The organism is Geodermatophilaceae bacterium NBWT11, assembly GCA_014218215.1.
Taxonomy (GTDB): domain Bacteria; phylum Actinomycetota; class Actinomycetes; order Mycobacteriales; family Geodermatophilaceae; genus Klenkia.
The window spans coordinates 2199061-2224941 of sequence record CP043652.1 but is presented as its reverse complement, the minus strand read 5'-3'; the positions used below and the strand labels follow the sequence as shown (position 1 = coordinate 2224941).

The 25881-nt window shown below is 74.1% G+C and carries 28 protein-coding genes; 15 read left to right on the top strand and 13 right to left on the bottom strand.

Annotated elements, in window-relative coordinates; all coding sequences use genetic code 11:
* Window positions 1-4 precede the first annotated feature (4 nt).
* A complete protein-coding gene (locus tag F1C76_10725; GenBank protein QNG37000.1) occupies window positions 5-1351 on the top strand; it encodes an ATP-dependent 6-phosphofructokinase in 1347 nt (448 codons plus the stop codon).
* A gap of 1 nt (window position 1352) precedes the next feature.
* Here the strand turns inward: F1C76_10725 and F1C76_10720 are convergent, their stop codons facing one another.
* The gene (locus F1C76_10720; protein ID QNG39167.1) at window positions 1353-4004 is read right to left on the bottom strand and encodes an EAL domain-containing protein; all 2652 of its coding nucleotides are present in this window, start codon (window positions 4002-4004) and stop codon (window positions 1353-1355) included.
* Window positions 4005-4171: 167 nt separating this feature from the next.
* On the opposite strand from F1C76_10720, the gene F1C76_10715 reads away from it, so the two are divergent.
* On the top strand, window positions 4172-5002 hold the full coding sequence (locus tag F1C76_10715; protein ID QNG36999.1) for an SDR family NAD(P)-dependent oxidoreductase: 831 nt from the start codon (window positions 4172-4174) through the stop codon (window positions 5000-5002).
* 2 nt (window positions 5003-5004) lie between these two features.
* Here F1C76_10715 and F1C76_10710 read toward each other — a convergent pair whose 3' ends face one another.
* The 3 genes from F1C76_10710 to F1C76_10700 are packed head-to-tail and all read right to left on the bottom strand — an operon-like array spanning window position 5005 to window position 6838.
* Window positions 5005-5565 carry a dihydrofolate reductase family protein gene (locus F1C76_10710; protein QNG36998.1) on the bottom strand — a complete coding sequence of 187 codons (561 nt, stop codon included), beginning with the start codon at window positions 5563-5565 and terminating at the stop codon, window positions 5005-5007.
* A 20-nt stretch (window positions 5566-5585) separates the two neighbouring features.
* A complete protein-coding gene (locus F1C76_10705; protein QNG36997.1) occupies window positions 5586-6404 on the bottom strand; it encodes a DUF1295 domain-containing protein in 819 nt (272 codons plus the stop codon).
* Window positions 6401-6838 (bottom strand): Lrp/AsnC family transcriptional regulator, encoded by a 438-nt coding sequence (locus F1C76_10700; GenBank protein ID QNG39166.1) that lies wholly within the window; start codon window positions 6836-6838, stop codon window positions 6401-6403. Before F1C76_10700 ends, F1C76_10705 begins: the two co-directional genes overlap by 4 nt.
* A 147-nt stretch (window positions 6839-6985) precedes the next feature.
* Here F1C76_10700 and ald point away from each other — a divergent pair, with 147 nt between their 5' ends.
* Window positions 6986-8113 (top strand): alanine dehydrogenase, encoded by a 1128-nt coding sequence (gene ald, locus F1C76_10695; GenBank protein ID QNG36996.1) that lies wholly within the window; start codon window positions 6986-6988, stop codon window positions 8111-8113.
* A 192-nt stretch (window positions 8114-8305) separates the two neighbouring features.
* On the opposite strand, the gene F1C76_10690 is transcribed toward ald, so the two are convergent.
* The 6 genes from F1C76_10690 to aceB all read right to left on the bottom strand — a co-directional run bounded on the left by F1C76_10690 (window position 8306) and on the right by aceB (window position 14255).
* Entirely contained in the window at window positions 8306-8767 is a 462-nt protein-coding gene (locus F1C76_10690; protein QNG36995.1) for a hypothetical protein, read from the bottom strand.
* Window positions 8768-8786: 19 nt separating this feature from the next.
* On the bottom strand, window positions 8787-9314 hold the full coding sequence (locus tag F1C76_10685) for a MarR family transcriptional regulator (protein ID QNG36994.1): 528 nt from the start codon (window positions 9312-9314) through the stop codon (window positions 8787-8789).
* Window positions 9311-10129, bottom strand: a complete 819-nt coding sequence (locus F1C76_10680; protein QNG36993.1) for an NAD(P)H-binding protein — start codon at window positions 10127-10129, stop codon at window positions 9311-9313. The genes F1C76_10685 and F1C76_10680 overlap by 4 nt, the downstream gene beginning before the upstream one ends.
* A 149-nt stretch (window positions 10130-10278) precedes the next feature.
* On the bottom strand, window positions 10279-11280 hold the full coding sequence (locus F1C76_10675; GenBank protein ID QNG36992.1) for a sensor histidine kinase: 1002 nt from the start codon (window positions 11278-11280) through the stop codon (window positions 10279-10281).
* Between the two features lie 180 nt (window positions 11281-11460).
* Window positions 11461-12687: an aldolase gene (locus F1C76_10670; protein QNG36991.1), complete on the bottom strand. Its 1227-nt coding sequence runs from the start codon at window positions 12685-12687 to the stop codon at window positions 11461-11463.
* A complete protein-coding gene (gene aceB / locus F1C76_10665; protein ID QNG39165.1) occupies window positions 12687-14255 on the bottom strand; it encodes a malate synthase A in 1569 nt (522 codons plus the stop codon). Before aceB ends, F1C76_10670 begins: the two co-directional genes overlap by 1 nt.
* Window positions 14256-14303: 48 nt before the next feature.
* Here aceB and uraD point away from each other — a divergent pair, with 48 nt between their 5' ends.
* Genes uraD through F1C76_10640 form a run of 5 tightly spaced genes read left to right on the top strand, consistent with a single transcriptional unit; the run spans window position 14304 to window position 17031 of the window.
* Window positions 14304-14798: a 2-oxo-4-hydroxy-4-carboxy-5-ureidoimidazoline decarboxylase gene (uraD, locus tag F1C76_10660; GenBank protein QNG36990.1), complete on the top strand. Its 495-nt coding sequence runs from the start codon at window positions 14304-14306 to the stop codon at window positions 14796-14798.
* Entirely contained in the window at window positions 14795-15112 is a 318-nt protein-coding gene (uraH, locus tag F1C76_10655) for a hydroxyisourate hydrolase (protein ID QNG36989.1), read from the top strand. Before uraD ends, uraH begins: the two co-directional genes overlap by 4 nt.
* Window positions 15113-15122: 10 nt before the next feature.
* Window positions 15123-15584, top strand: coding sequence for a nuclear transport factor 2 family protein (locus F1C76_10650; GenBank protein QNG36988.1), 462 nt, complete (start codon window positions 15123-15125; stop codon window positions 15582-15584).
* A 48-nt stretch (window positions 15585-15632) separates the two neighbouring features.
* Entirely contained in the window at window positions 15633-16523 is an 891-nt protein-coding gene (gene pucL, locus F1C76_10645; GenBank protein QNG36987.1) for a urate oxidase, read from the top strand.
* 10 nt (window positions 16524-16533) lie between these two features.
* The gene (locus F1C76_10640; protein QNG36986.1) at window positions 16534-17031 is read left to right on the top strand and encodes a phosphoribosyltransferase; all 498 of its coding nucleotides are present in this window, start codon (window positions 16534-16536) and stop codon (window positions 17029-17031) included.
* On the opposite strand, the gene F1C76_10635 is transcribed toward F1C76_10640, so the two are convergent.
* Together F1C76_10635 and msrA are read right to left on the bottom strand one after the other, a co-directional pair.
* Complete coding sequence (locus F1C76_10635; protein ID QNG36985.1) at window positions 17032-18156, bottom strand: methyltransferase; 1125 nt, start codon at window positions 18154-18156, stop codon at window positions 17032-17034.
* 137 nt (window positions 18157-18293) lie between these two features.
* Window positions 18294-18950: a peptide-methionine (S)-S-oxide reductase MsrA gene (msrA, locus tag F1C76_10630; GenBank protein ID QNG36984.1), complete on the bottom strand. Its 657-nt coding sequence runs from the start codon at window positions 18948-18950 to the stop codon at window positions 18294-18296.
* Window positions 18951-19029: 79 nt separating this feature from the next.
* On the opposite strand from msrA, the gene F1C76_10625 reads away from it, so the two are divergent.
* From F1C76_10625 to F1C76_10595, 7 genes are all read left to right on the top strand, one after another.
* Window positions 19030-20046 carry an NADP-dependent oxidoreductase gene (locus F1C76_10625; protein ID QNG39164.1) on the top strand — a complete coding sequence of 339 codons (1017 nt, stop codon included), beginning with the start codon at window positions 19030-19032 and terminating at the stop codon, window positions 20044-20046.
* Between the two features lie 30 nt (window positions 20047-20076).
* Window positions 20077-20274, top strand: a complete 198-nt coding sequence (locus F1C76_10620) for a hypothetical protein (GenBank protein QNG36983.1) — start codon at window positions 20077-20079, stop codon at window positions 20272-20274.
* 40 nt (window positions 20275-20314) lie between these two features.
* A complete protein-coding gene (locus F1C76_10615) occupies window positions 20315-21004 on the top strand; it encodes an alpha/beta hydrolase (protein ID QNG36982.1) in 690 nt (229 codons plus the stop codon).
* A 62-nt stretch (window positions 21005-21066) separates the two neighbouring features.
* Window positions 21067-21420, top strand: a complete 354-nt coding sequence (locus tag F1C76_10610; GenBank protein QNG36981.1) for a hypothetical protein — start codon at window positions 21067-21069, stop codon at window positions 21418-21420.
* 11 nt (window positions 21421-21431) lie between these two features.
* Entirely contained in the window at window positions 21432-22730 is a 1299-nt protein-coding gene (locus F1C76_10605) for an NAD(P)-binding protein (GenBank protein ID QNG39163.1), read from the top strand.
* Window positions 22727-23536, top strand: coding sequence for a DUF1365 domain-containing protein (locus tag F1C76_10600; GenBank protein ID QNG36980.1), 810 nt, complete (start codon window positions 22727-22729; stop codon window positions 23534-23536). Before F1C76_10605 ends, F1C76_10600 begins: the two co-directional genes overlap by 4 nt.
* Window positions 23533-24819, top strand: coding sequence for a class I SAM-dependent methyltransferase (locus tag F1C76_10595; GenBank protein QNG36979.1), 1287 nt, complete (start codon window positions 23533-23535; stop codon window positions 24817-24819). Before F1C76_10600 ends, F1C76_10595 begins: the two co-directional genes overlap by 4 nt.
* Window positions 24820-24884: 65 nt before the next feature.
* Here the strand turns inward: F1C76_10595 and F1C76_10590 are convergent, their stop codons facing one another.
* The gene (locus F1C76_10590) at window positions 24885-25868 is read right to left on the bottom strand and encodes a DUF559 domain-containing protein (GenBank protein QNG36978.1); all 984 of its coding nucleotides are present in this window, start codon (window positions 25866-25868) and stop codon (window positions 24885-24887) included.
* Window positions 25869-25881: the final 13 nt, after the last annotated feature.

Genomic DNA, 25881 nt, shown 5'->3' with positions numbered 1-25881 from the left:
CGGGATGATCTACCTCGTGGACACGGGCGAACAGCTGCAGCTGACGGCGGCGGATCTCGAGGTGCGCACCCTCGGCGAGCTCACGTTCCACTCCCCGCTGGACGGCGGGCTGCTCGAGCGCGGCGAGTCGATGCACTACGTCGGCGAGCACGACCGGGTGCTGGTGGACGGCACGCTGGGCGTGGCGATGCGCCGCGGCGTGCCGGTGGAGGAGCTGCCCACGTTCGAGCCCGGGGGCCCGCGCCGCAAGCTGTTCTTCGACCCCAAGCGCACCAAGGTCGGCATCGTGACCTGCGGCGGGCTGTGCCCTGGGCTGAACAACGTGATCCGCGGGCTGGTCGACGAGCTGGCCGAGCACTACGGCGTGCACCAGGTGCTGGGCTTCCGGGACGGCTACCAGGGCCTGACGCCCTACGGCGCGGAGCCGATGGTGCTGACGCCGGACTCGGTGCGGTGGATCAACCAGCAGGGCGGCACGGTGCTGGGCACCTCGCGCGGTGGCCAGGACCCCAGGGTGATGGTCGAGACGCTGCGGCTGCGCCGGATCGACGTCCTGTTCGTGGTCGGCGGTGACGGGTCGCTGCGCGGGGCGCAGACCATCGCCGACGAGGCGCAGCGACGGGGGCTGCCGATCGCGGTGGTCGGCGTCCCCAAGACGATCGACAACGACATCCCGTGGATCGACCGCAGCTTCGGGTTCCAGACGGCGTTCGGCCGCGCCGCGGAGTCGATCCGGGCGGCGGCCACCGAGGCGCGCTCGCACCCGGGCGGGGTGGGCCTGGTGAAGCTGATGGGCCGGCACTCCGGGTTCATCGCCGCCTACGCGACCCTGGCCAGCGACGACGTCGACCTCGTGCTCATCCCCGAGGTGCAGATGCCGCTGGAGGGCGAGCGCGGGGTGCTGGCGCACGTGGAACGCACCCTCGACCGGCAGAACCACGCGCTGATCGTGGTCGCCGAGGGCGCCGGGCAGGAGCTGTTCGCCGGCAGCGAGGAGACCGACCCCTCGGGCAACGCCAAGCTGCACGACATCGGCGCGCTGCTCCGCGACCGGCTCACCGGCCACCTCGCCGCCGCCGACAAGCAGTTCCAGCTGCGCTACGTCGACCCCGGCTACGCCATCCGCAGCGTCCCGGCCAACAGCCACGACTCGGTCTACTGCACCCGCCTCGCCCAGGCCGCGGTGCACGCGGCGATGGCCGGGCGGACGGCGGCGGTCGCCGGCCGCTGGCACGGCCGCTTCGTCAACCTGCCCATCCCGCTGGTGACGTCGTCCCGGAACCAGGTCGACCCCCGCGGGGACCTCTGGCTCTCGGTGCTGGAGGCGACGGGCCAGCCCGTCCACGTGTGAGTCAGACCGGCTGGGCCGCCCGGAGCGCCAGGGCCTGCGCCGGGGTCATCGGGCGGGCCAGCAGGTAGCCCTGCGCCAGGTCGCAGGAGTCGGCCTGCAGGCGGGCCAGCTGGTCGGCCTCCTCGACGCCCTCGGCGATGACGGTCAGCCCGAAGGCGTGTGCCGACTGGATCATCAGGGCCACCAGCGTGCGGTGCGAGGCCTCGTCGCTGGCGATGAAGCTGCGGTCTATCTTCACGGTGTCCACCGGCATGTGCCGCAGCTGGCCGATGGAGGTGTAGCCGGTGCCGAAGTCGTCGATGGCGATGCTGACGCCCAGGTCCCGCAGCGCGGCCAGGTGGGCGTACGCGGCGGGGTCGTCGACCAGCACGGTCTCGGTGACCTCGACGACCAGCAGCCCCGCGGGCACCCCGGAGGCGGTGAGGGCGTCGACGACGTCGGTGACCACCCGGGAGTCCGACAGGTGCCGGCCGGAGATGTTGACCGCGACCGTGGGCTCCCCGGGACGCACCGGCCCCGACGTCGTCCGCCACTCGGCGAGCTGCCGGGTGGCCTCGTGCAGCACCCAGCGGTCGAGCTGGCAGATCAGCCGGGAGGCCTCGGCGGCGGCGATGAAGTCGTCGGGCTGCACCGTCCCGTGCCCGGGCCGGTCCCAGCGGATGAGCGCCTCGTAGCCGGTCAGCGCGCCGGTGGCCACGTCGTGGACCGGCTGGTACTGCAGCCGCATCTCCCCCGCCGCCAGACCGGCCGCGATGGCCGCCTGCAGGCCCGCGCGGGCCACCAGCTGGGCCCGCAGGGCCTCGTCGAACAGCTCGGCGCGGCCGCGGCCGTGGGCCTTGGCCCGGTAGACGGCGGCGTCGGCCTGGGCGAGCAGGGCGTCGCTGTCGGTCCCGGCGTCCCGGCTGACGGCGATGCCGATGCTCGCGCCCACGGCCATGGTGGCTCCCTCGACCCGGATGGGTGCCGAGACGGCCTCGATGAGCCGGGCGGAGAGCTCGAGCAGCGCCTCCTCGTCCTCCGCGGGCTCGACGAGGACGACGAACTCGTCCCCGCCCAGCCGGCAGACGACGTCCCCGGAGCGCAGCTCACGGAGCAGGCGGTCGGCCACGGTGCGCAGCACCTCGTCGCCCGCGGCGTGCCCGAACCCGTCGTTGACGGCCTTGAAGCCGTCGAGGTCGATGAACAGCAGGCCGATGGCCGACCCGGACCGCTGGGCACGGTGCAGCGCCGACGTGGTCAGCCGGCGGGCCTGCGCACGGTTGGGCAGCTCGGTCAGCGGGTCGTGGGCGGCCTGGTGGGCCAGCTTGGACTGCAGCTCCTCCCGCTCGCGGACGGAGGTGACGATCTGCTGGACCGAGGCGTGCACCACCTCGCCGAGCGGACCGGGCAGCGGCTCGGCGAGCAGGGCGTGGTCCAGGTCGCCGGCCGCGACCGCACCGGCCTGGTCCTGGATGCGCCGCAGGCTGGCCACGCTGGCGTGCAGCGCGGCGCCCACCGTGCGCACCTCCCGTGGACCGGTGACCTCGACGTCCACGAGCGAGCCGCGGCTCACCTCCTGGGCGCGGTCGGCCAGCCGTCCGAGGGATCGGGTGACCAGCCGGCCGACCCACACCAGGGCACCGCAGGAGAGGACCAGCAGCGCCAGGCCCACCTGCAGGGTCGTGTCCCGGGCGCTGTCGGCCGAGGCGCGGTCGGCGGCCGCCGCGGTGACGGCGTCCTGGACGGCGGACTCCAGCAGCTGGCTGAACGCCGCCGCACGCTCGGCGTTCTGGGTGACCAGGCCGAACATCTGCAGGGCCCCCAGCGGGGTGGCACCCGGCCGCAGCTGGGCGTCGAGCGTGGCGTCGATGGCCTGCACGGCCGGGAGCGCCTGGACCGCCGTCCAGTCCTCGGTCAGGCCCCGGTCCGACAGCTGGGTCAGCGACGCGGTGGCCGACCGGAAGTCCGCGCGGGCGGTGACCCAGGAGTCCACGCCGACCGCCTCGTCCAGCTCGGTCATCGTGCTCAGGAACAGCGGGATCTCCCGGCTGGCGGCCTGCGAGGCGCGGGCGACCAGCCCGACGTCGGCCACGGCGCCCCGGGTGCCGGCGGAGACGTCCTGGTTGCCCGCCCCGGCGCCGGCCAGGCGCTGGGCGGCGGCGAGGTCGGCGGACACCTGCAGGTACCCGGTGTAGGTGTCGACGACGTCGGCGAAGCTGATCTCGCCGTCCGCACCCGGGGCGCGCAGGTCGGCCAGCTCGGTGGCCGCCGCCGCGGCGGCCGCGGCAGCGGGGGAGCCGGCGGGCACGGCCGCGACGGCGTCGTCGGTGGCCTGGCGGGTGGTCTCGACCGCGGCGTCGGCCTGGGTGCGCGCCATGTCGGCGAAGCCGCCGGACAGACCGAGCTGGGCCAGCGTGTCCGGGCTGGACAGCACGGCCAGGGTCAGGACCGGGATCACCTCCTGCTCGACGCTGCTGCGTGCGGTCTCCAGCTGCGCCACCGCGCGCACCGACCGCTCGGCCGACACCGCGGCCCGGGAGTCACCGACGGCGGCGTGCACGAGCACGCCCACCATCACCAGCACCCCGACGACGGGGACCAGGACCAGCGCGGTCAGGTGCACGGTGAGCGGCACCCCGCGACGGGGGTGGGAGGGCGGGGAGGACAGACGCATGTCCAGCACATCGGACGGCGCCGGGGCCCGGGCGGAGTCGAGCTGCGCCGTCCCCCTCCGTCGGGTCAGGCCGTTCTCGTTCCGGTCCACCGACGGACCCGTCGGTTGACGTCGGCGGTCGCGGGTAGGCCCCGGGCCTCGTCGCCGCCACCGCAGGGAGTCCCACCGTGCCCACCTGGTTCATCACCGGCTGCTCGACCGGCCTGGGGCGCGCCCTGGCCGCCGCCGTCCTCGAGCGGGGCTGGCAGGCCGTCGTCACCGCCCGTGACCCGCGGTCGGTGCAGGACCTGGTCGACGCGCACCCGGACACCGCGCTGGCCCTCGCCCTCGACGTCACCGACCCGGCTGCCGTGACCGCCGCGGTGCAGGCGGCGCAGGAGCGGTTCGGCGCGATCGACGTGCTGGTCAACAACGCCGGCTACGGCTACCGGGCCGCCCTGGAGGAGGCCGACGACGCCGACGTCCAGCAGCTGTTCGCCACCAACGTGTTCGGCCCGGTCGCGGTGACGCAGGCCGCGCTGCCGGGCATGCGGGCCCGCCGCAGCGGCACGGTCGTGAACGTCTCCTCGATCGGCGCGCAGATCTGCCCGCCCGGCTCGGGCTACTACGCCGCCACGAAGGCCGCCCTGGAGGCGCTGTCCGGGTCGCTGCGCCGCGAGGTCGAGCCGCTCGGGCTGCAGGTCGTCGTGGTGGAGCCCGGCGCCTTCCGCACCGACTTCTCCGGCCGCTCCATCGGGGAGTCCGCCGGCGCCATCGACGACTACGCCGAGACCGCCGGCAAGCGCCGCAAGGCCCACGACACCACGCACGGCACCCAGCCCGGCGACCCGGCCAAGGCCGCGACCGCGCTGATCGATGCCGTCACCAGCGCCGCCCCGCCGAAGCTGCTGCTCCTGGGCACCGACGCCGTGACCGCGGCCGAGGGCGTGCTCGAGGACCGGCGCGCCGAGCTGGAGCGCTGGCGGGAGCTGAGCACGAGCACCGAGTTCGACGACTGAGGTCAGCGCCGGACGGCGTACCGCACGTGCAGGAAGCCCCCGGCGAACCGGCGCTGGTCGAGCAGCTCCAGGTCCAGCCGGACGTCGTCGGGCAGTGCCCGCAGGCCCGAGCCGACGACGGCCGGGGCCAGGAGCAGGTGCACCTCGTCGACCAGGCCGGCCCGGAACGCCGACGCGGCCAGCGTCGGGCCGTCGACGGTGACGTCGAGCTCGGCGGCGGACACCAGGTCGCGGACGGCCCGGGGGTCGAAGGTGCGCTCGAGCCGGGTCCGCTCGGTGACGGTGCCGCCCAGCGTGGTGGAGAACACCACCTTGTCCACCCGCTGCCAGTGCGCGGCGAAGTCGGCCTCGCCGGAGGTGCCCTCGGCCCAGGAGGGGTCGGTCTCCCAGCCCTGCATGAGCTCGTACATCCGCCGGCCGTGCAGGAAGGTGCCGATGCGGGCGGTCTGCTCGTTGACGAACGCCATCACCTCCTCGTCGGGGAAGGCGAAGCCGAAGTCGCCGTCGCGGTCGGCGACGAAGCCGTCGAGGGAGCAGATCGCGGAGTAGAGCAGGCGGGCCACCGGGTCAGGATCCCCCGCGGTCAGGTCCCGGGGAAGAAGAAGGACACCCGCCGCTGGTAGTCCTGGTAGGCCGGTCGGTCGCCCATCCGGTCCTCGGTGCGCTTGGCGCCGGTGGCGTGGACCAGGAACCAGTTCATCGCCGCCGGGGCGGGGAACAGCCACCCCCCGGGTGCCGACGCCGCCCCGGCCAGCCACAGCCCGTCCCAGACGATCGAGTCACCCAGGTAGTTGGGGTGCCGGCTCACCGCCCACAGCCCGGTGTCGAGCACGTCGGGCCGCTCGTCCCGGTCGCGCGCGGAGTACGCCGCCTTCTGGCGGTCGGCCACCGCCTCCACCACGGCACCCCCGACGGCCGCGGCGACCCCCACCGGGAACAGCCACCGGCGGGCCGAGCTCGGCAGCGTGCTGGCCGCGGCCAGCTGCAGCGGGGCCGAGACCACCAGCTGCGCCAGCGCCTGGGTGCCGAACACCTTGGCCAGCACGGTGGGCGTCGAGGCCCCCTCCAGGAACTCGGTGTAGCGCTCGTCCTCGGTGTCCGTGCCGCGCAGGCGGCCCAGCATGAGGGTCTCCAGTCGCACCGCCCACCCCGTGGTCACCGCGGCCAGCGCCCACCGGCGCCACGGGTCACCGGTGCCGAGGGCGGCACCGGTGATGGCGACCGCCGCCAGCCCCGGCCCCCAGACACCGTCGGCGTAGTCCCGGCGTCCCTTCCGCAGGGCCAGCGCCGCGGTCCCCGCCTGCAGCGCGGTCACCACCGCCGCCGACGCACCGACCACCCGCCGCAGGTTCCTCAGATCGACGCTCACCGGGCCTGCATCCCCCGGCCGGACCCGGCTCAACCGCTGTGGTCGTGCTCGAAGATCAGGCTGGTGTTGGTGGCGGCGACCATCGGCTGGGTGGAGATCCGGTCGGTGACGAAGTCGCGCAGGTGCGCGGTGTCGCGGGCCCGCACGTGCACCACGAAGTCCTCCGCCCCGGCCAGGTAGAAGAACTGGGCCACCTCGGGCAACCCGCGCAGCTGGTCGGAGAACGCGGTCAGCTGGTGCCGCGCCCCGGGCCGGATGCGCACCGACACCAGCGCCTGCAGCGGCCGGCCGAGCACCTCGGGGTCGACGTCGACGGTGAACCGGGTGATGACACCGTCGGCGACCAGCGCGCGCACCCGGGCCAGGCAGGTGGACGGCGAGACGCCGACGGCAGCGGCGAGCTGGTTGTTCGGCCGTCGTCCGTCGGACCGGAGGAGCTCCAAGAGGCGGCGGTCGACGTCGTCCAGCGTTCGGCGACTCACCGTCGGGGCAACCGAGGGGATCGCATCCTGCGGACATCGGGCCTGAGACTGCGCACTTGTTCGACTCCCCTGGTCCTGACCCGCAGCGGGTGGGTGGATGGTGCCACGTCACACCCACCCAGGAGGACCCCCGTGCTGATCGGCATCCCCAGCGAGATCAAGGACAACGAGCAGCGGGTCTCCCTGCAGCCCGACGGCGCCGCCGAGCTCGTGCACCACGGGCACGAGGTGCTCGTGCAGGCCGGGGCGGGCGTGGGCTCCCGGTTCAGCGACGAGGAGTACGTGGCCGCCGGTGCGCGGATCGCCTCCTCGGTGGACGAGGTCTTCGGCGCCGAGCTGATCGTCAAGGTCAAGGAGCCGGTCCCCGCGGAGTACCACCGCTTCCGCCGGGGCCAGCAGCTGTTCACCTACCTGCACGCCGCCGCCGACCGGTCGCTCACCGACTTCCTGGTCGAGCGGGAGATCGACTCCATCGCCTACGAGACCGTGCAGACCCCCGACGGCCGGCTCCCGCTGCTGACGCCGATGAGCGAGGTCGCCGGCCGGATGGCCGTGCAGGCCGCCGCGCACCACCTGGAGAGCCCCGCCGGTGGCGCCGGCCTGCTCCTCGGTGGCGTCCCCGGCACGCCGGCCGCGAAGGTGACGATCATCGGCGGCGGGGTCTCGGGCACCGAGGCCGCGAAGATCGCCGTCGGCATGCGCGCCATCGTGCGGGTCTTCGACACCAACCCCGCCCGGCTGGCCTACCTCTCCGACGTGTTCGAGGGCCGGCTGGACCTGGTGCAGCCCAACCGCGCCCGGCTGGCCGCCTACGTGGCGGACTCCGACGTCCTCATCGGTGCCGTGCTCGTGCCCGGCACCAAGGCCCCCAAGCTCGTCAGCCGGGAGATGATCGCCTCGATGCGCCCGGGCAGCGTCGCCGTGGACATCGCGATCGACCAGGGCGGCTGCTTCGAGACCAGCCGGGCCACCACGCACTCCGAGCCGACCTACGTCGAGGAGGGCGTCGTGCACTACTGCGTCGCCAACATCCCCGGCGCCGTCGCCCGCACCTCCACCTTGGCGCTCACCTCGGCGACCCTGCCGTACCTGGTCACCGTCGCCGACCACGGCGTCCGCGGGGCCGCCCGCACGTCGGCGGTGCTGGCGAAGGGCCTGACCAGCCTGGGCGGGACCCTCACGAGCGAGCCGGTCGCCGCCGCCCACGGGCTCGACTGGACACCGGCCGCCGACGCGCTGGGGACCGCCGCGGGAGCCTGACCTCGGGGGCCGACACACGGTGGTGAGTCGTGCTCGGTGCGCTGTCGGTGGTGCGGCCTGCTGGGCTGCGCCGTGCAGTGGGGAGTCGAACCCCGAGCTGCCCTCCACCCGCCAGCGAGGACCGGGTTGCCCGCCGGTCCGTCGGGTTCGTGCCCGCTCCCCCTCGGCTGCCGGCTCCCGCGACGGCCGGCGTCACTCTAGGAGGTCGTGGGTCCAGTTCGCCTGCTGGATGCGGATGTCGAGCTCGCGCAGCTGTCGGGCGACGTCGTCCGCCCGGGTGCGCAGCTCGCGGACCGGCAGCGCGGTGACCTGCCGCAGCTCGCTGCGCAGCTGGCGGAAGCCGGTGTCGGAGCCGGCGGCGTCGGCCGCGGCGGACAGCACGGAGTGCCGCAGCCGCAGCACGTCCCGGCGGGCCAGCGCCTCCGTCATGGTGCCGTCGGCGCCGAGGTCGACCGCGACGTTCGTCCGGTTGATCCGGGCGATCCACACCTCGAGCCCGTCGAGCACCCGGTCGGCCTCGACGAGCAGGTCCGCGGCGCTCTCCGCGGGCTCCTCGCCCTCTTGGAAGCGGGCGTTGGACACGATGCGGTGCCGCAGCTGCTCGACCCGGCGCTGGGCGTCGGCACGCAGGGACAGGGCCTCGGCGATCTTCACCCCGGCGACCCTAGAGGGCTCAGCTGGGGTCGGGCGCCGGCCCGTCGGGGGTGCGGCCCAGCGCCACCAGGAACCGGCGCAGCAGGTCGGCCAGCTGGGCCTGCTCGGCGTCGCTGAGGCCCTCGAGCATGCCGCGCTCGGTCTCCAGGTGGTCGGGCAGCGCCGCGTCCAGCGCCGTCCGGCCGGCCGCGGTCAGGGTGACGACGACGGCCCGGCCGTCGGCCTCGCTGCGCCCGCGGGTGATCAGGCCCTTCTCCTCCAGCCGGTCCAGCCGCTGGGTGATCGCTCCGCTGGTGACCAGCGCGGTGCGCATCAGCGCGGTCGGGGTCAGCTGGTAGGGCTCACCGGCCCGGCGCAGGGCAGCCAGGACGTCGAAGGAGGGCGCGTCCAGCCCGTGCCGGGCGAACGTGGCGCGCTGGGCGAGGAACACCTCGCGCTGCAGCTGGGTGATCCGGCCGATCACGCCCATCGGCGAGCAGTCCAGGTCCGGGCGCTCGCGACCCCACTGCTCGAGGATCAGGTCCAGCGCGTCGCCGCGTCCGGTCACCGGGACAGCCCGGCGAGGTGGTCGGCGAACGTGGCGGGCTCCCTGCCCAGCAACGCGGTGAGCACCCGCGGGCTGCCGGTGAACCCGTGCCGGCGGTACCAGTCGAACATCGTCCGCGAGCACCGGCCGGCGTAGTCGTCGTCCGTGCCCGGCCGGGTGTCCACGGCGCGGACGTCGCGGCCCAGGTGCTCGCCGAGCGCCGCGGCCAGGTCCGGCGCGGTCAGCGGCTGCGGGCCCACCGCCTCGAAGGTGCCGCCGTCCAGACCGTCCTCGGTGAGCAGCACCGCCGCGGCGTCCGCGACGTCCCGCAGGTCGACCAGCGACTGGGCCTGCTCCAGGCCCCACGGGCTGCGCAGCTCGCCGGTCTCGGCGATCCGGGGCAGCTGGGCGTCGAGGTTGTCGGCGTAGGCACAGGGCTGCAGCACCCGCCACGGCACCCCGCCGGCGTCCAGCGCCTCCTCGGCGCGGTCCTTGGCGGCGTGGTGCGGCATCGAGCGCAGCTGCGGACGGAGCACCGAGTGGTAGACCACGCGCCCGACGCCGGCCTGCCTCGCGGCCTCCACGGCCCGGGGCACCCCGGCGGCCTCGGTCGGCTCGAAGTTCGGCCAGACCAGGTAGAGGGCGTCGACGTCGGTCAGCGGGAGGCTCGCGGGTGCCCCCACCAGGTCGGCGACGACGACCTCGGCGCCGAGCCCGTCGAGCTCGGGGCGGGGCTTCGCGCTGCCCACCACGGCCCGCACCCGCTCCCCCCGGGCCCGCAGCGCGCGGACCACCGCCGTCCCGGTGTTGCCGCCAGCTGCCGTCACGACGATCACCCGGGTAGCTCACCGGTGAGAGACCGCCGCGTCAAGCCCGGCTCACCCGTCGTCCTGCGCCACCGGCGTGCGTCCTCCTCCACCGACGTCGACGGCTGAGGACGCACGTCGGTCGTCGGAGCTGATCGACGCCGGGGTCGGCCGGGGGCTCAGGCGGGGACGGCGGCCGTGAGGCGGACGGTGAGGCCCGCGGCGGAGCGGTGCAGGTCGACGTGGTCGCAGAGCTTGCGGGCCAGCCACAGGCCCATGCCGCCGCGGGAGAGGTCGTCGCCGTGCGCGGGGCGGTAGCCGGCGAGGAAGCCGTCGTAGTCGCTGCCGCCGTCGCTGATCGTGCAGACCACCCGGTCCGGTGCCGCCCACAGCCGCACCGAGACCGGCCGGCCGCCGTGCCGGAAGGCGTTGGCGGCGATCTCGGAGGCGGCGAGGTGGAAGTCCTCCTCGGCGTCCCGCCCGGCGAACCGGCCCCGCAGCGCGGCGGCCAGCTGGTGGCGCAGCTCGGGCAGCGACGGCGCGTCGTCGACGGCGAACACCGGGGCCTGGGCCTGCAGGGGCTCCTCGGGCACCGGCAGCGAGGCCAGCAGGTCCAGCGGCGGACGGAAGCCCGGGCTCTCGTGCACCCGGCCGCCGACGACGACCTCGGGGTGGGCGACCAGCACGACCTCGAGCGCCTCGAGCGGGGTGGTGCGGCTGTCGTACACGCACAGCGAGGTCATCGGCTCACCGGCGAAGACGTGCTCGTGGGCGGCCTCGCCGCGCACCCGCTCGTCCCAGGCCCGCCGGTCGCGCTCGTGCACCTGGCCCAGCACCCGCAGGCGGCGGCCCTCGGCCTGGGCGTCCCCCAGCATCTGCAGGTGGCCGGCGATGGCGTCGGGCTCCCGCGGGGTCGGCACGCTCAGCTCCCGGACGTCGACCTCGGGCAGCTGTGCGCGGACGTGCCCGGCGGCCGCCGGGGCCAGGTAGGCCACCACCACGTCGCCCTGGTCGAGCCCGGCCCGGAGGAACCCCAGCGCGATCGCGATCAGCTCGTCGTCGGTGTCGACGACGGCGACGCGGTGCACCCGGCCACCGTCGGCGACCGCGGGGTCCAGGGCGCCGTCGACGGGCAGCTCCGGGGCCGGCGAGGGCTGGAGGAGGTGCCGGCCAGCCGTCACAGCGCCCCTCCGTCCCCGTGCGGCCCGGTCAGGCCGATCGACCCATCATGGAGCATGCCGCCGTCCGGCAACCAGGAGGCTGGAGGACCGCTGCCCACGCTCACGACCCCCACGCCCGTGACCTGCGGCTTCACCCCGCACGAGGGATGTGAGCGCGCACATCGGGCGCGTCGCCGGTGCTCAACCCGGTTGCGCCCTACCGGCCAGCCGGTCCAGGACCGGTCGGCCCAGCCCGGTCGCGGCCTCCACCTCCGCGGCGTCCAGCGCGCCGCAGTCCAGCCCGCGCAGCACCACCGAGGCCAGCGCACGGGCGGTCGCCGGTTCGTCGAGCACCCCGCCGTCCACCCGGCTCACGTAGGCGGCCAGCCGGGCACCGGCGGCGGGCAGCGCCGCCCGGAAGAAGGCGTAGGTGGCCACGTAGCGGGTGACGAGCTGGGCCGGGTGCAGGTCCCAGCCCTGGTAGAAACCGCGCTCCAGGGCCCGGCGGACCAGCCCGGCGTGCAGCTGCCAGCCGTGGTGCACCGCGTCCCGCGCCCCGACCGGCAGGACGTTGGTCGAGCCGTCCACCGCACGCGCCCCGGTGCCGGCCACCGCGACCTGCATCGTGGCCTTGGCGTGGTCGGCGGCCGGGTGGTCGCTGGCCTGGTGCGCGGCGGCGATGCCCAGGGACGCCGAGTAGTCGTAGGTGCCGTAGTGCAGGCCGGTCACCCGGCCGCCGCCGGCGTGCAGCATCGCGGCCAGGGTGGCGACGCCGTCGGCGCCGAGGACCGCCTGCGGGGTCTCCACCTGCAGCTCGAGGTCCAACGCCAGGCCGTGCGCCTGCTCCAGCGCGTCGAGCACAGGCAGGAACGCGGCCACCTGCTCGACGGCGGTGACCTTGGGCAGGGTGACGATCGCCCGGCCCGTCCCCGCCAGGCCGCCGAGGAACAGGTCGAGGGACCGGACCCCGCGGCGCCTCGTGGGGCCCTCCAGCGACTTGGCCCGGGTGCCCCAGAACGGCGGCAGGGCCGCCTCGGCGGCGAGCACCTGCGCGGCCCTCGCCACGTCCTCGTCCTCCCGGTCGGGCGGGCCGCGGTAGCCGTCCTCGCTGTCCACCCGCAGGTCCTCGACCGGCTCGCGGGCCAGCTTCTCCCGCACCCGGGGCAGCACCTGCTCGACCAGCCCTGCGTCCAGCCCCAGGTCGGGCAGGCCGTGCTCGTCGAGGGCGGTCAGCGCCTGCTCGCCCCACGACGCGACCAACCCGGGGACGACGGCGTCGGCGGGCACGTAGCAGGTGTGCACCGGCTGCCGGGTCGACCGCTCCCCCGGGTACACGGCCGCCCGGGCGTCGTCCACCGGCCCGAGCCGCCGGTCCAGCTCGGCCAGCACCTCCTCGGTGACCCCAGAAACCGCGGTTTCTGGGGTCATCAGTCGATCAACGAGTAGGCCGGGAGGGTCAGGAAGTCGGGGAACTCGTCGGCCAGCGCGACCTGCTCGAAGAGCCGGCGGGCGTCGTCGAGCCGGTCGAGCTCGCCGATGCCGGCGACCTCCTCCTCGACGACCCGGTGCACGAGTTCGGCGGTGACCGTCTCGCCGGTGTCCAGCACGACCCCGGTGCGCACCCACTGCCAGACCTGGGAGCGGGAGATCTCGGCGGTGGCGGCGTCTTCCATCAGGCCGTGGATGCCGACCGCGCCGTTGCCGGTCAGCCACGCGGCGAGGTAGCGGATGCCGACCTCGACGTTGGCCCGCAGCCCCGCCTCGGTGCGCTCCCCGGGCACGCCGGCGACGTCGAGCAGCTGGGCCGCGGTGACCCGGACGTCGTCCCGCCGGCGGGTGAGCTGGTTGTCGGCGTCACCGAGCACGCCCTCGAAGACCTCGCGGCAGATGCCGACCAGGTCGGGGTGGGCCACCCACGAGCCGTCGAAGCCGTCGCCGGCCTCGCGGGTCTTGTCCTCACGGACCTTGGCCAGGGCGCGCTCGTTGGCCTCGGCGTCGCGCCGGCTGGGGATCGCGGCGGCCATGCCGCCGATGGCCATCGCGCCGCGGCGGTGGCAGGTGGCCACGAGCTGCTCGGTGTAGGCCCGCATCATCGGCGCGGTCATGGTGACCGCGGAGCGGTCGGGCAGCACGAAGTCGGCCCCGGCGTCGCGGAAGACCTTGACCACGCTGAACAGGTAGTCCCAGCGGCCGGCGTTCAGCCCGGTGGCGTGCTCGCGCAGCTCGTAGAGCATCTCCTCCATCTCGAACGCGGCCGGGATGGTCTCGATGAGCATCGTCGCGCGGATCGAGCCGCGCGGGAGCCCGAGCTCGCGCTCGCAGTGCACGAAGACGTCGGCCCACAGCCGAGCCTCGAGGTGGGACTCCATCTTCGGCAGGTAGAAGTAGGGGCCGCTGCCGCGCTCGAGCTGCTCCGCCGCGTTGTGGAAGAGGTACAGCCCGGCGTCGACGAACGCGGCGACCACCGGGTCGCCGTCCACCAGCAGGTGCCGCTCGTCCAGGTGCCAGCCGCGCGGGCGGGGCACGATCGTGGGCAGCACGGCGTCGGGGCGGACGGCGTACTGCTTGCCCTCCGGGCTGGTGAACTCCAGGGACCCGCGGACGGCGTCCTTGAGCACGACCTGCCCGGTGACGACGTTGCGCCAGTGCGGGGTGTTGGCGTCCTCGAGGTCGGCCAGCCACACGTCGGCGCCGCAGTTCAGCGCGTTGATCGCCATCTTCGGCTCGGTGGGCCCGGTGATCTCGACCCGGCGCCGGACGAGCCCGGGCGGGGGCGGCGGCACCTGCCAGTCGCCCTCGCGCACGTCCGCGGTCTCGACCCGGAAGTCCAGCGGCTGCCCGTCCGCGATCGCCTGCCGGTGCAGGGCGCGGGTGGCGAGCAGCTCGTCGCGGCTGGCGCCGAACAGGTGCTGCAGCCGGCCGACGAACTGCAGGGCCTCGGGGGTGAGCACCTCGACCGACCGCTCGACCTCGGGACCGATCACCTGGACGTCGATCACGCGCACTCCTTCGATCGGGGTTCTGGTCCTGGCATCCTCGCAGCCGTGGACCTGTCCAGCTTCTCCGCAGCGAGCCCCGCCGAGGTGACCGGGGCGCTGCGCGCGTGCAACGCCGCGGCCTCCTTCGCCCCGACCGTGGCCGCCGGCCGGCCGTACCCGTCGGTGGACGCCCTGGTGGCGCGGGCCGGCGAGGTGTCCCGGGCGCTCCCGTGGGACGAGGTGGCCCAGGCGCTGGCCGCGCACCCGCGGATCGGCGACCGGGTGTCCGGCGACTCGGCGGAGGCAGCGTCCTCGCGGCGGGAGCAGGCTGCGATGTCCACGGCCGAGGACGACGTCCGCGCCGCCCTGCTGCAGGGCAACCGGGACTACGAGGCCCGCTTCGACCACGTCTTCCTGATCCGGGCCGCCGGCCGGACGCCGGCCGAGATGCTCGCCGAGCTCCGGCGTCGACTGGCCCACACCGCGGAGCAGGAGCGACCCGAGGTGCTCGAGCAGCTGGCCCAGATCACCGAGCTGCGCGTGCGGGGGCTGGTCTCGTGAGCGTCTCCACGCACGTGCTGGACGCCGTCCTCGGGCGGCCCGCCGCCGGGATGGTGGTGCAGCTGTTCGAGGGCGACCAGCTGCTCGCCGAGGGCGTGACGGACGCCGACGGCCGGTTCCGGCTGGCCGACCGGGACACCGGCGCGGGCACCCACCGGGTGGTGTTCGGGACCGGCGCCTGGTTCGCCGAGCAGGGCCGGGAGACGTTCTACCCGTCGGTGACCCTGGAGTTCGCCGTCCTCGACCCGGCCGCGCACCACCACGTGCCCCTGCTGCTGTCGCCGTTCGCGTTCAGCACCTACCGCGGAAGCTGAGGACCCACCCGTGAGCACACCCCGCCCGCCCTTCCCGCCCTTCGACGCCGACAGCGCCGCCGCCAAGGTGCAGGCCGCCGAGGACGCCTGGAACAGCCGCGACCCGCAGCGGGTGAGCCTGGCCTACACCGAGGACACCGTCTGGCGGAACCGCGACCGGTTCCTGACCGGTCGGGCCGAGGTGGTCGCGTTCCTCACCGAGAAGTGGGCGCGCGAGCTCGACTACGCGCTGCGCAAGAGCCTGTGGTCGTTCACCGAGGACCGGATCGCCGTCCGGTTCCAGTACGAGTGGCACGAAGCCGACGGGCAGTGGTGGCGCAGCTACGGCAACGAGCTGTGGGAGTTCGACGAGCAGGGCCTGATGCGCCGGCGCGAGGCGAGCATCAACGACGTGCCGATCACCGAGGCCGACCGGCGGATCACCGGGCCCCGGCCCGAGGCCGAGCGAGGCCGGGACGTCCCGCTGCACTGACGTTCCACGTGCAACACCACGGCAACACCGATCGGAGAGGCTGCGCGCATGGCGATCGTGCTCGGACCCAACCAGTACGGGAAGGCCGAGGTGCGGGTGGTCGCGGTCGACCGCTCCACCCCCCGGCACACCCTGATGGACCTCAACGTCAGCTCGGCCCTGCGCGGTGACTTCGCCGACGCGCACCTGACCGGCGACAACGCCCACGTGCTCACCACCGACGCGCAGAAGAACACCGTCTTCGCGTTCGCCCGGGACGGCATCGCCTCCCCCGAGGAGTTCGGGCTGCGGCTGGCCGGCCACTTCGCCGGGTCCTACGACTGGGTCACCGGCGCCCGGGTAGCCGTGGAGTCCTACGGCTGGGACCGGATCGCCGTCGGCGGGACCCCGCACGACCACGCGTTCCGCAAGGCCGGTGGCGAGGTGCGCACCGCCGTCGTCACCGCCGACGGCGACGAGCGGCACGTCGTGGCCGGGCTCACCGACCTCGTCGTCCTGAAGTCCACCGGATCGGAGTTCTGGGGTTTCCCGCGCGATGCGTACACGACCCTGGCCGAGACCCGGGAGCGGATCCTGGCCACCGCGGTGACCGCCCGCTGGCGCTACGTGGGCACCGACCTGGACTGGAACGGCGTCTACGACACCGTGCGGACGACGCTGCTGGAGGCCTTCGCCGGCACGCACTCCCTCGCCCTGCAGCAGACCCTGTTCGCTATGGGGTCCGCCGTCCTGGAGACCGTGCCCGAGGTCGCCGAGGTGCGGATGTCGATGCCCAACAAGCACCACTTCCTGCAGGACCTCTCGGCCTTCGGCCTGGACAACCCCGACGTCGTCTACCACGCCGACGACCGGCCCTACGGCCTCATCGAGGGCCAGGTGCTGCGCGACGACGTCGCCCCTGCCGAGGTCGCCTGGCAGGGCACCCCGGGCTTCTGCTGAGATCACCGACGTGACAGCGCCCGAGCGGGAGACCCTGACCTACGAGACGTTCGGGACGGCGGGGCGCGAGCTCGCCCAGCAGGTCGCCGACGACGGCTACGAGCCCGACCTCATCCTGGCGATCGCCCGCGGTGGGCTGTTCCTGGGCGGGGCGCTGGGCTACGCCCTGGACGTGAAGAACATCTTCGTGATGAACGTGGAGTTCTACACCGGCGTGGACGAGCGGCTGGACCTGCCGGTGGTGCTGCCGCCGACCCTGGACCGGGTCGACCTCACCGGGGCCAACGTGCTCATCGCCGACGACGTCGCCGACACCGGCAAGACCCTCGAGCTGGTCCGCGACTTCTGCGCCGGCTACGTCGCCGAGGTGCGGTCCGCGGTGGTCTACGAGAAGCCCCGCTCGGTGGTGACGTGCGACTACGTCTGGAAGCGCACCGACGCCTGGATCGACTTCCCCTGGTCGGTGCAGCCCCCGGTCGTCAACCGCCGCGGCGGCCTCGCCCACTGATCACGCGACGCGGTGGATGCCGCCGCGCTTGGTCGACGCGGTCACCGTGAACTTCGGGTCGCGGGAGAGCTGACGGGTCGGTCCGACCGTCTGCTGCAGCGTCTGCCGGTGCGGCAGGTGCGAGTTGTAGACGCACCACAGCTCGCCGCCGGGGCGCAGCACCCGGGCCGCGGCGTCGAACAGGCGCTCCGCCGCGCCGGTGTGCACCGCGACGCCCAGGTGGAACGGCGGGTTCAGGACGACGAGGTCGACGCTGGCGTCCTCGACGCCGTCCAGCGCGTCGTCCCGGACGACGGTGACCCGGTCGGCGACCCCGTTGGCCTCGACGGTGGCCTGGGCGGACGCGACCGCGGCCGCCGAGGCGTCCGACGCCAGCACGTCGTACCCGGCGCGGGCCAGGACGACGCCGAGCACGCCGGTGCCGCAGCCGAGGTCCACCGCCGTCCCCGAGCCTGTCCCGGGCAACGCCCTCAGCAGCGAGCGGGTGCCGATGTCGACCTTGGTGCCGGCGAACGCCGCACCGTGCGCGAGGACGGCGATCCCCAGGTCGGCGTGCTCCTGGCGGCGGGGGAAGCTGCTGTCCCCGGGCCGGGGCTCCCGGGCCACGAGCACCCGGGACTTCTGCCGGGCGAGGGTGGCGTGCACGTGCCCGAACGAGTCCCCGAGGACGTCGTTCATCGCCTTCGTCATGTGCTTGACCCGGCCGCCGACCAGCAGCGTCACCTCGGGGTCGGCGTGCCGCGCGACGGTCTCGGCGATCTCCCGGAGGGCGTCCAGGCCCTTGGGCGCCTGCACCAGCACGACCGTCGCGCCGCGGAGGAGGTCGGCGTCGAGCGCGTGGTGGGTGAAGCCCGTGGTCCCGGTGCGCTCGGCGTTGGCGTCCAGCGCCCGCTCGGCGACCCGCAGGTCCTGGTGGGCCCGGACACCGGTGGCCCCGTGCAGCGCGATCGCGCCGAGGGTCAGCGCGCCGTGCGCGTCGTCGATCGTGACGAGGGCGTCCGGGTGGGCGGCGATCAGCTCAGCGGCCTCGTCGAGGAGGAGCCGGTCGGTGGCGTCGACGGCCACCAGGTCCGGGGCCTCGACGTCGGGTTCGCGGCGGAGCTGGTCGAAGAAGGGGTCGGACACGTCGTCCACTGTCCCCCACGCCGGTCGTCGTCCCCACGACCGCCGTCCGCCCTCACGAACGACTGGCCGCCCTCACCAGCGTTGGTGGGGGCGGCCAGGCTTGGATCAGGTCACCTGATCCACGCTGCTCCGGGGGCTCAGACGCCGGTGAGGCCCACCGGGCAGGAGACGCCGGTGCCGTTGACCGGGCAGTAGCCGTTGGGCACCTTGTAGAGGTACTGCTGGTGGTAGTCCTCGGCGTAGAAGAACTCGCCCAGCGGCAGGATCTCGGTGGTGATCTCGCCGTAGCCGGCGGCGGTCAACCGGGCCTGGTACTGGTCCTTGGAGGCCTCGGCGGCAGCCTGCTGCTCGGGGGTCGTGTAGTAGACCGCCGACCGGTACTGGGTGCCGATGTCGTTGCCCTGGCGCATGCCCTGGGTGGGGTCGTGCTCCTCCCAGAACTCCTTGAGCAGCACGTCGTAGGAGACGACGGCGGGGTCGAAGACCACCAGCACGACCTCGGTGTGCCCGGTGCGCGCCGAGCAGACCTCCTCGTACGTGGGGTTGGGGGTGTGGCCACCGGCGTAGCCCGCGGCGGTCGAGTACACGCCCGGGTGCTGCCAGAAGACCTTCTCCACGCCCCAGAAGCAGCCGGCGCCGAAGACGGCGGTCTGCATCCCGTCGGGGAAGGGGGGCTGGATCCGGTTGCCGTTGACGGCGTGGAGCTCGGGGATGTGCGGCAGCACCTGGGACCGGCCCGGCAGGGCGTCCTCCGCGGTGACCGCCTGCGTCTTGGCGCGGGAGAAGAACGACATGCCCCGAATGTAGGACGGCCCCGCAACCCGCGGCAGCGGGAACATCCGGGGCCCCGGCGGCCCTGCACCGGACATGCCGATCACCACCCGCGAGGTCCAGCTGGCCGCCCGTCCGCACGGCGAGCCCACCCCCGACGACTTCCGCACCGTCGAGCTGCAGCGCCCCGACCCGACCGAGGGCCAGGTCGTGGTGGCCAACGCCGCGATGAGCGTGGACCCCTACATGCGCGGCCGGATGAACGCCGGCCCCAGCTACGCCCCGGCCTGGGAGGTCGGCGAGACCATGCAGGGCGGCACCGTCGGGCGGGTCGTGCAGTCCCGCTCGCAGCGGGTGCCCGAGGGCGCACTGGTGCTGCACAACGCCGGCTGGCGCGACACCGCGGTGCTCGACGACACGCTGGTCAGCGTGCTGCCCGAGCTGGACGGCGTGCCGCTGACCTGGCACCTCGGGGTGCTCGGCATGCCCGGGCTCACCGCCTGGGCCGGGCTGTTCCGGCTGGCCGACTTCCGCGCCGGGGACGACGTCTTCGTCTCCGGGGCCGCCGGCGCCGTGGGCAGCCTGGTCGGCCAGTTCGCGCGGCTGAGCGGTGCGAACAGCGTCGTCGGCAGCGCCGGGACGCCGGAGAAGGTCCGCTGGATCACCGAGGAGCTCGGCTTCACCGGCGGCTTCGACTACCACGACGGCCCGGTGCGCGACCTGCTCGCACAGGCCGCTCCGCAGGGCATCGACGTCTTCTTCGACAACGTGGGCGGGGACCACCTGGAGGCCGCACTGGCCTCCTTCCGCGAGCACGGCCGGGCCGCGCTGTGCGGGGCGATCTCCGGCTACAACGCCACCACGCCCGCCCCCGGGCCGGACAACATGTTCCTGGTGGTGGGCAAGCGGCTGAGCCTGCGCGGGTTCATCGTCGGGGACCACACCGACCTGCGTCCGCAGTTCGTCGAGACCGTCACCGGCTGGCTGCGCTCGGGCGAGCTGCAGGCCCGGGAGACCCTCCGCGACGGGCTGGACGACGCCGTCCCGGCCTTCCTGGACCTCCTGCGCGGCGGCAACACCGGGAAGATGGTCGTGCGTCTCTCACCCGACGCCGGTTGAGCACCGGGTGCGCCGGGAAGTGAGGACCCCATGTGGCTCTTCATCTCCCGGCGCATCCGCATGTACCTCCTGCTCACCGTCCTCGTGCCGCTGGGCACCCGGGTGCTGCGCTCCCTCGGTCGGAAGCTCGAGTCGAAGAACGGCCCGTCGGCGATCAGCAAGAACCTGATCAAGGCCGGCGACCTGGCCGAGAACGGCGCGGCCAAGCTGCGCGGTCGCCGCCGCTGACCGCTCCATCCGCTCGGCACCCCCGATCCGAAGGACGCACGTGACCGACCCCCAGCTCGAGCGCCACCCCGTCGACGGCGAGACCCGCGGCATCGCCCTGTTCTGTCACGGCGGGACGGCGTCGAGCATCGCCCCGCCGAAGGAGAAGGCGCTGTCGCTGGTCCGGATCCGGGCCTTCGAGCAGTTCGTCCGCAACGACCTGGGCGACCGGGGCATCCAGACGGCGCTGGTGCGCTACCGGGTCGCGGGGTGGAACGGCGAGGCCGCCGACGCCTACCAGGACGTGCAGTGGTCGATCGACGCCCTGCGGGACGACGTCGGCAAGGACGTGCCGATCGTGCTCGTCGGGCACTCGATGGGCGGTCGCGCGGCGCTCAAGGCCGGTGGGGACCCGCAGGTCACCGCCGTCTGCGCGCTGGCCCCCTGGACCCCGCCGGGTGAGCCGGTCATGCAGCTGCGTGGGCAGACGGTGGCGATCCTGCACGGGTCGGCCGACCGGTGGGTGCCGGCCCGGCTCAGCGCGGACTTCGCCGTTCGTGCCCGGCGCGCCGGAGCCCGCGTCGCCCGCTTCACCACCCCGGGCGGGCACACCATGCTGCGGCGGGCCCACCGCTGGCACGCCTTCGCCCGTGACATCGTGCTGGCCGGCACCGGCCTCGAACCGATGCGGGACGACGTCACGAACGCCCTCCAGCAACCGAGCCCGGAGGGCCTGGCCGTCCCGCTGTGACGACCAGCTCCTCGGGGTGAGGCCCGGTGCGATCCGCACCTCCGCCTGCCGAGGAGTAGAAGATGCCCGTCCTGTCCCGTGTGCTCGGTGTCGCCACCGCCGGTTTCGGCGTCCTGGAGTTCGTCAAGACCGACCTGTACGGGAACGCCGCAGGACTCGGGAAGCCCTCGGTCGCGCTGCGCACGCTGCACCACTCCCTCGGCGCGCGGGACGTCGCGATCGGGCTGGCGATGACCGTCGCCCCCGCGGGCCCGCAGCTGCAGGCCGCCACGGTGATGCGGATCGTCTCCGACCTCACCGACGCCGTCTCCTTCGGGCTCAACGCCCCGACCGGGGACAAGAAGGCCAAGTCGCTGGCCGTGGCCCTCGGCTACGCCGCGCTCTGCGCGGTCTCCCTGAAGGGCGCGGGCAAGTGACCGCCGCGGCGATGGACCGGCCCACCGCGGCCGTCGTCGGCTCCGGTGTCTCCGGGTTGACCGCGGCGCACCTGCTGCAGCGCACCCACGACGTGACGCTGTTCGAGACCGACGACCGGCTCGGCGGGCACGCCCACACCCACGACGTCGCGACCCCCGACGACCGGGTCGTGCCCATCGACACCGGCTTCATCGTGCACAACGAGCGCACCTACCCGAACCTGCTCAAGCTCTTCGCCGAGCTCGGCGTGGCCACCCAGCCCACCGAGATGAGCATGTCCATCGTCTGCGAGGGCTGCGGGCTCGAGTACGCCGGCGCCCGCGGCATGAAGGGCGTCTTCGCGCAGAAGAAGCAGCTGGCCAACCCGGCCTACCTGCGGATGCTCGTCGAGGTGAAGAAGTTCCACCGCCAGGCCCACCGGCTGCTCGACCTGGCCGGCGCCGACCACGAGCGCGGCGCGGGTGGGACGAGCGAGTTCGACGGCCTGACCCTGGGCGCGTTCCTGGCCCTCGGCGGGTACTCCGACTACTTCGTCCGGCACTTCATGATCCCGGTCGTGAGCTGCGTCTGGTCCTCGGGCACCGGGCTCTCGCTGCAGTACCCGGCCGTCTACCTGTTCCGGTTCCTGGCCAACCACGGGATGCTCTCGGTGACCGGCTCGCCCCAGTGGCGCACCGTCACCGGCGGCTCGCGCGCCTACGTGGAGAAGGCCGCCAAGGGCCTGACCGCGGTGCGCACCGGCAGCGGCGTCACCTCGCTGACCCGGCACGTGGACGGCGTCGAGCTCGTCGACGCCGACGGTGAGCGGCACGCCGCCGACGTCGTCGTCGTCGCCACGCACCCCGACCAGGCCCTCGCCCTCCTCGGCGACCCGACCGACGACGAGCGCGCCGTCCTCGGGGCCTTCTCCTACTCGCGCAACGAGACGCTGCTGCACACCGACCCGACGATCCTGCCGCGGGCGGCCGAGGCCAAGGCGTCGTGGAACTACCGGATGCCCGGGTGTGGCACCGACACCGATGCCGTCCAGGTGACGTACTGGATGAACAAGCTGCACGCCATCGACGAGCCGCTGGACTACCTGGTCACCCTCAACGCCCCCGAGAAGGTCGACCCGAGCACGGTGCTGCGCCGGATGGTCTACGACCACCCCGAGTACACCCCGGCCTCGGTCGCCGCCCAGCGCCGGCTGCCCGCGCTGAACACCGGGCGCACGGCGTTCGCCGGGGCGTACCACGGCTGGGGCTTCCACGAGGACGGCTGCGCGTCGGGCGTGCGGGCCGCGGAGTCCCTCGGCAGCGGCTGGTGACCGCCGTCCGGCCCGCGCTCGTCGACTGGGCCCCGACGACGGTGCCCGCGCTCTACGACGTCCGGGTCGGGCACACGCGCTCGTGGCCGCTGCGCAACCGGTTCGAGTACGGCGGCTACCTGTGGCTGGTCGACCTCGACGACCTGCCCCGGCTCCCCCGCGGGCTGCGCTGGGCGGCCCGGTTCGAGGCCGCCGACCACCTCGGCGACCCGGCGGCGTCGCTGAAGGGCAACGTGGTGCGCTTCGCCGCCCTGCACGGTGTGGACGACGTCGCCCGCGTGGTGATGATGGCCAACGCGCGCAGCGGGCCGCACGTGTTCAACCCGCTGTCCACGCACTGGTGCTACCGGGCCGACGGGTCGCTGGCCTGCATCGTCGCCGAGGTGCACAACACCTACGGGGAACGGCACGCCTACCTGCTCGACCCCGACGAGGCCGGTCGCGCGCAGGCGGAGAAGGACTTCTACGTCTCCCCGTTCAACACCGTCGACGGCCGCTACCTCATGCGGTTCTCCGGTCCCGGTGAGCAGCTGCACGTGACCATGGCGCTCCAGGTCGAGGGCCGCACGCCCTTCGTGGCCACGCTGACCGGAAGCGCCCGGCCGGCGACGACGGGCGTCGTGATCCGTACTCTCCTGCGCTGGCCGCTCATGAGCCTGTGGGTGGCCGTGCTGATCCGGTGGCAGGGGATCCGGCTGTGGGCCCGACGGCTCCCGGTCGTGCCCCGCCCCCCACACGATCCGGTTGCGGGTGTCGTTGCGAACACCCACGACCCACTGACCAGCCCGAACGGGGACAGACCATGACCACGGTGCACCACAACGCCAGCCGGACCGAGGACGCACGGTTCCCCGTGCCGCGCCCGGACGAGGCGCACTGGCCCGGTCTGGCCACCCCGCCCCACGACGCGCTGCGCGCCCGGATCGCCGAGGGCCTCTTCCGCAACGCCGTGCGCACCCTGCCGGTGCGGGTGGTCTTCCCCGACGGCACGGTGCTCGGGGCCGGCGACCGGCACGCCCCGGTGATGCGGATGGTCCGCCCGGCCAACGTGTTCCACCGGCTCGGCGCCGACGCCAAGATCGGCTTCGGCGAGGCCTACATGACCGGCGACTGGACGACGGGGCCCGACACCGACCTCGCCGACCTGCTGGCCCCCTTCGCCGCGCGGATGTCCTCCCTGGTGCACCCCGCGTTCCAGCGGCTGCGGCACCTGGTCGAGCGCACCCAGCCGATGGGCGAGGAGAACACCAAGGAGAACAGCCGGCACAACATCAGCCGGCACTACGACCTCTCCAACGAGCTCTTCGAGGCCTTCCTCGACGAGACGATGACCTACAGCTCTGCCTGGTTCGAGCCCGGTGACGACCTGGCGACCGCGCAGCTCCGCAAGATCGACGGCGTGCTCAACATGGCCCGGGTCAGCGAGGGCATGCACGTGCTGGAGATCGGCTCCGGCTGGGGCGCACTGGCGATCCGGGCCGCCGCCGACCGCGGTGCCCGGGTGACCACGCTGACCCTGTCCTCCGAGCAGCAGGCACTGGCCCGGGCCCGGGCGGAGGAGGCCGGCGTCGCCCACCTGGTCGACGTCAAGCTCCAGGACTACCGGGACGCGACCGGCCAGTACGACGCCGTCGTCTCGGTGGAGATGATCGAGGCGGTCGGCGAGAAGTTCTGGGCCACCTACTTCTCCGCGCTGGACACCCTGCTCGTGCCCGGCGGGCGGGTCGGCCTGCAGTCGATCACCATGCCGCACGACCGGATGATGGCCACCCGCCGCAGCTACACCTGGATCCACAAGTACGTCTTCCCCGGCGGGATCATCCCCTCGGTCCGCTCCATCGAGGACAACCTGACCGCGCACACGTCGCTGTCGATCGTCGAGCGCCGCGACCTGGGCCCGCACTACGGCCACACCCTGCACCTGTGGCGCGACCGGTTCATCGCCGAGTGGCCGCAGCTGTCGGGCTCCTTCGACGGCACCTTCCGCCGGATGTGGGAGTTCTACCTCGCCTACTGCGAGGCCGGCTTCCGCAGCGGCTACCTCGGCGTCAGCCAGCTGGGCCTGGCGCGGGACCCCTTCCACCGCTGACCCGCTCGATCGTGGCGTGCTGGGTGCGCAGTCCAGCTCTGGACTGCGTAGGGGGCACGCCACGATCAGCGGCGGGCGTGGAACGCGGTGGCGATCTCCTCTCGGCAGACCTCCGGTTCGGCGTGGGCTCGCCGGTAGCTGATCCGCAGCACCGCCCAGCCCCTCGCCAGGGAGGCCGCATCGCGGCGGAGGTCCTGCTCGCGGCGGTCGGGTGCGCGGTGGAACTGCGCTCCGTCGAGCTCGACCGCCAACCGCACCTCGGGCCAGGCGCCGTCGTGGTGGATCTCGCCGATCCGGGTCACGAGCGGGTGCTGGAGGGTGACCGCAGGTAGGCCCGGGACGTCGAGCAGGTGGCGCAGACCCCAGATCTCGAACTCGCTCTGGCAGCCGGCCTCGACCAGGTCGAGCAGGTGCACCAGCGCTGCCCGACCGGGGAGCTTCGGGTGCTTGCGCAGCTCTCGGCGGACCTCGCGGACCGCGGTCACCCGTCGGCGGACCGCGCCGATGAGGGCACCGCGGGCGATCTCGACATCGCGGGGTGACCCGGTCCGGGCGTGCGCGTGCCCCCAGCAGTCGACGAGCGACCGTGCCAGGGAGAGGACCGGGAAGTCGTCCCGCGTCGGTCCGTGGGGCAGGTCGATGCGGTGCACCCGCAACCAGTCCGGGACGGTGGGCACGTTCCGTGACCGCCGGACGGCGACGCGCACCAACGGTCCGGGGGTCGCGACGACGTCCCAGGCGGCCAGGGCGCTCCGGCCCGCGAGGTGGCCCCCGCTCCACAGCACGGCGGCCCCGGCCCTGCTGCGCCAGCGCCCGGCTACCTCGGGCAGTGCGACGACGCCGGGCAGCGGCCGGACCAGCCGGCCCGAGGCCAGCCATCGGGTGACGCTGCTGGGATGGGTCCGGGCCGCCAGGTCCTGCCACCGGCAGACCCCGTCGTCACCGAGCAGGGCGGTCAGGTCCGTCGTCACAGCTCGACCATGGAGGTGACGGGACCCGGTGACCCCGCCCGGAGGCGATCTGTGGACGAGCCCTCGCCCTGTGGACACCGGCCCTTCCCAT

Excerpts from the sequence above, each read along its gene's own strand:
- F1C76_10610 (QNG36981.1), top strand. The coding sequence starts at position 21,067 with ATGCCCGTCCTGTCCCGTGTGCTCGGTGTCGCCACCGCCGGTTTCGGC.
- F1C76_10605 (QNG39163.1), top strand. The coding sequence starts at position 21,432 with ATGGACCGGCCCACCGCGGCCGTCGTCGGCTCCGGTGTCTCCGGGTTG.
- pucL (QNG36987.1), top strand. The coding sequence starts at position 15,633 with ATGGCGATCGTGCTCGGACCCAACCAGTACGGGAAGGCCGAGGTGCGG.
- F1C76_10670 (QNG36991.1), bottom strand. The coding sequence starts at position 12,687 with ATGACCCCAGAAACCGCGGTTTCTGGGGTCACCGAGGAGGTGCTGGCC.
- F1C76_10720 (QNG39167.1), bottom strand. The coding sequence starts at position 4,004 with ATGCGTCTGTCCTCCCCGCCCTCCCACCCCCGTCGCGGGGTGCCGCTC.
- F1C76_10725 (QNG37000.1), top strand. The coding sequence starts at position 5 with ATGATCTACCTCGTGGACACGGGCGAACAGCTGCAGCTGACGGCGGCG.
- F1C76_10595 (QNG36979.1), top strand. The coding sequence starts at position 23,533 with ATGACCACGGTGCACCACAACGCCAGCCGGACCGAGGACGCACGGTTC.
- msrA (QNG36984.1), bottom strand. The coding sequence starts at position 18,950 with ATGTCGTTCTTCTCCCGCGCCAAGACGCAGGCGGTCACCGCGGAGGAC.
- F1C76_10620 (QNG36983.1), top strand. The coding sequence starts at position 20,077 with ATGTGGCTCTTCATCTCCCGGCGCATCCGCATGTACCTCCTGCTCACC.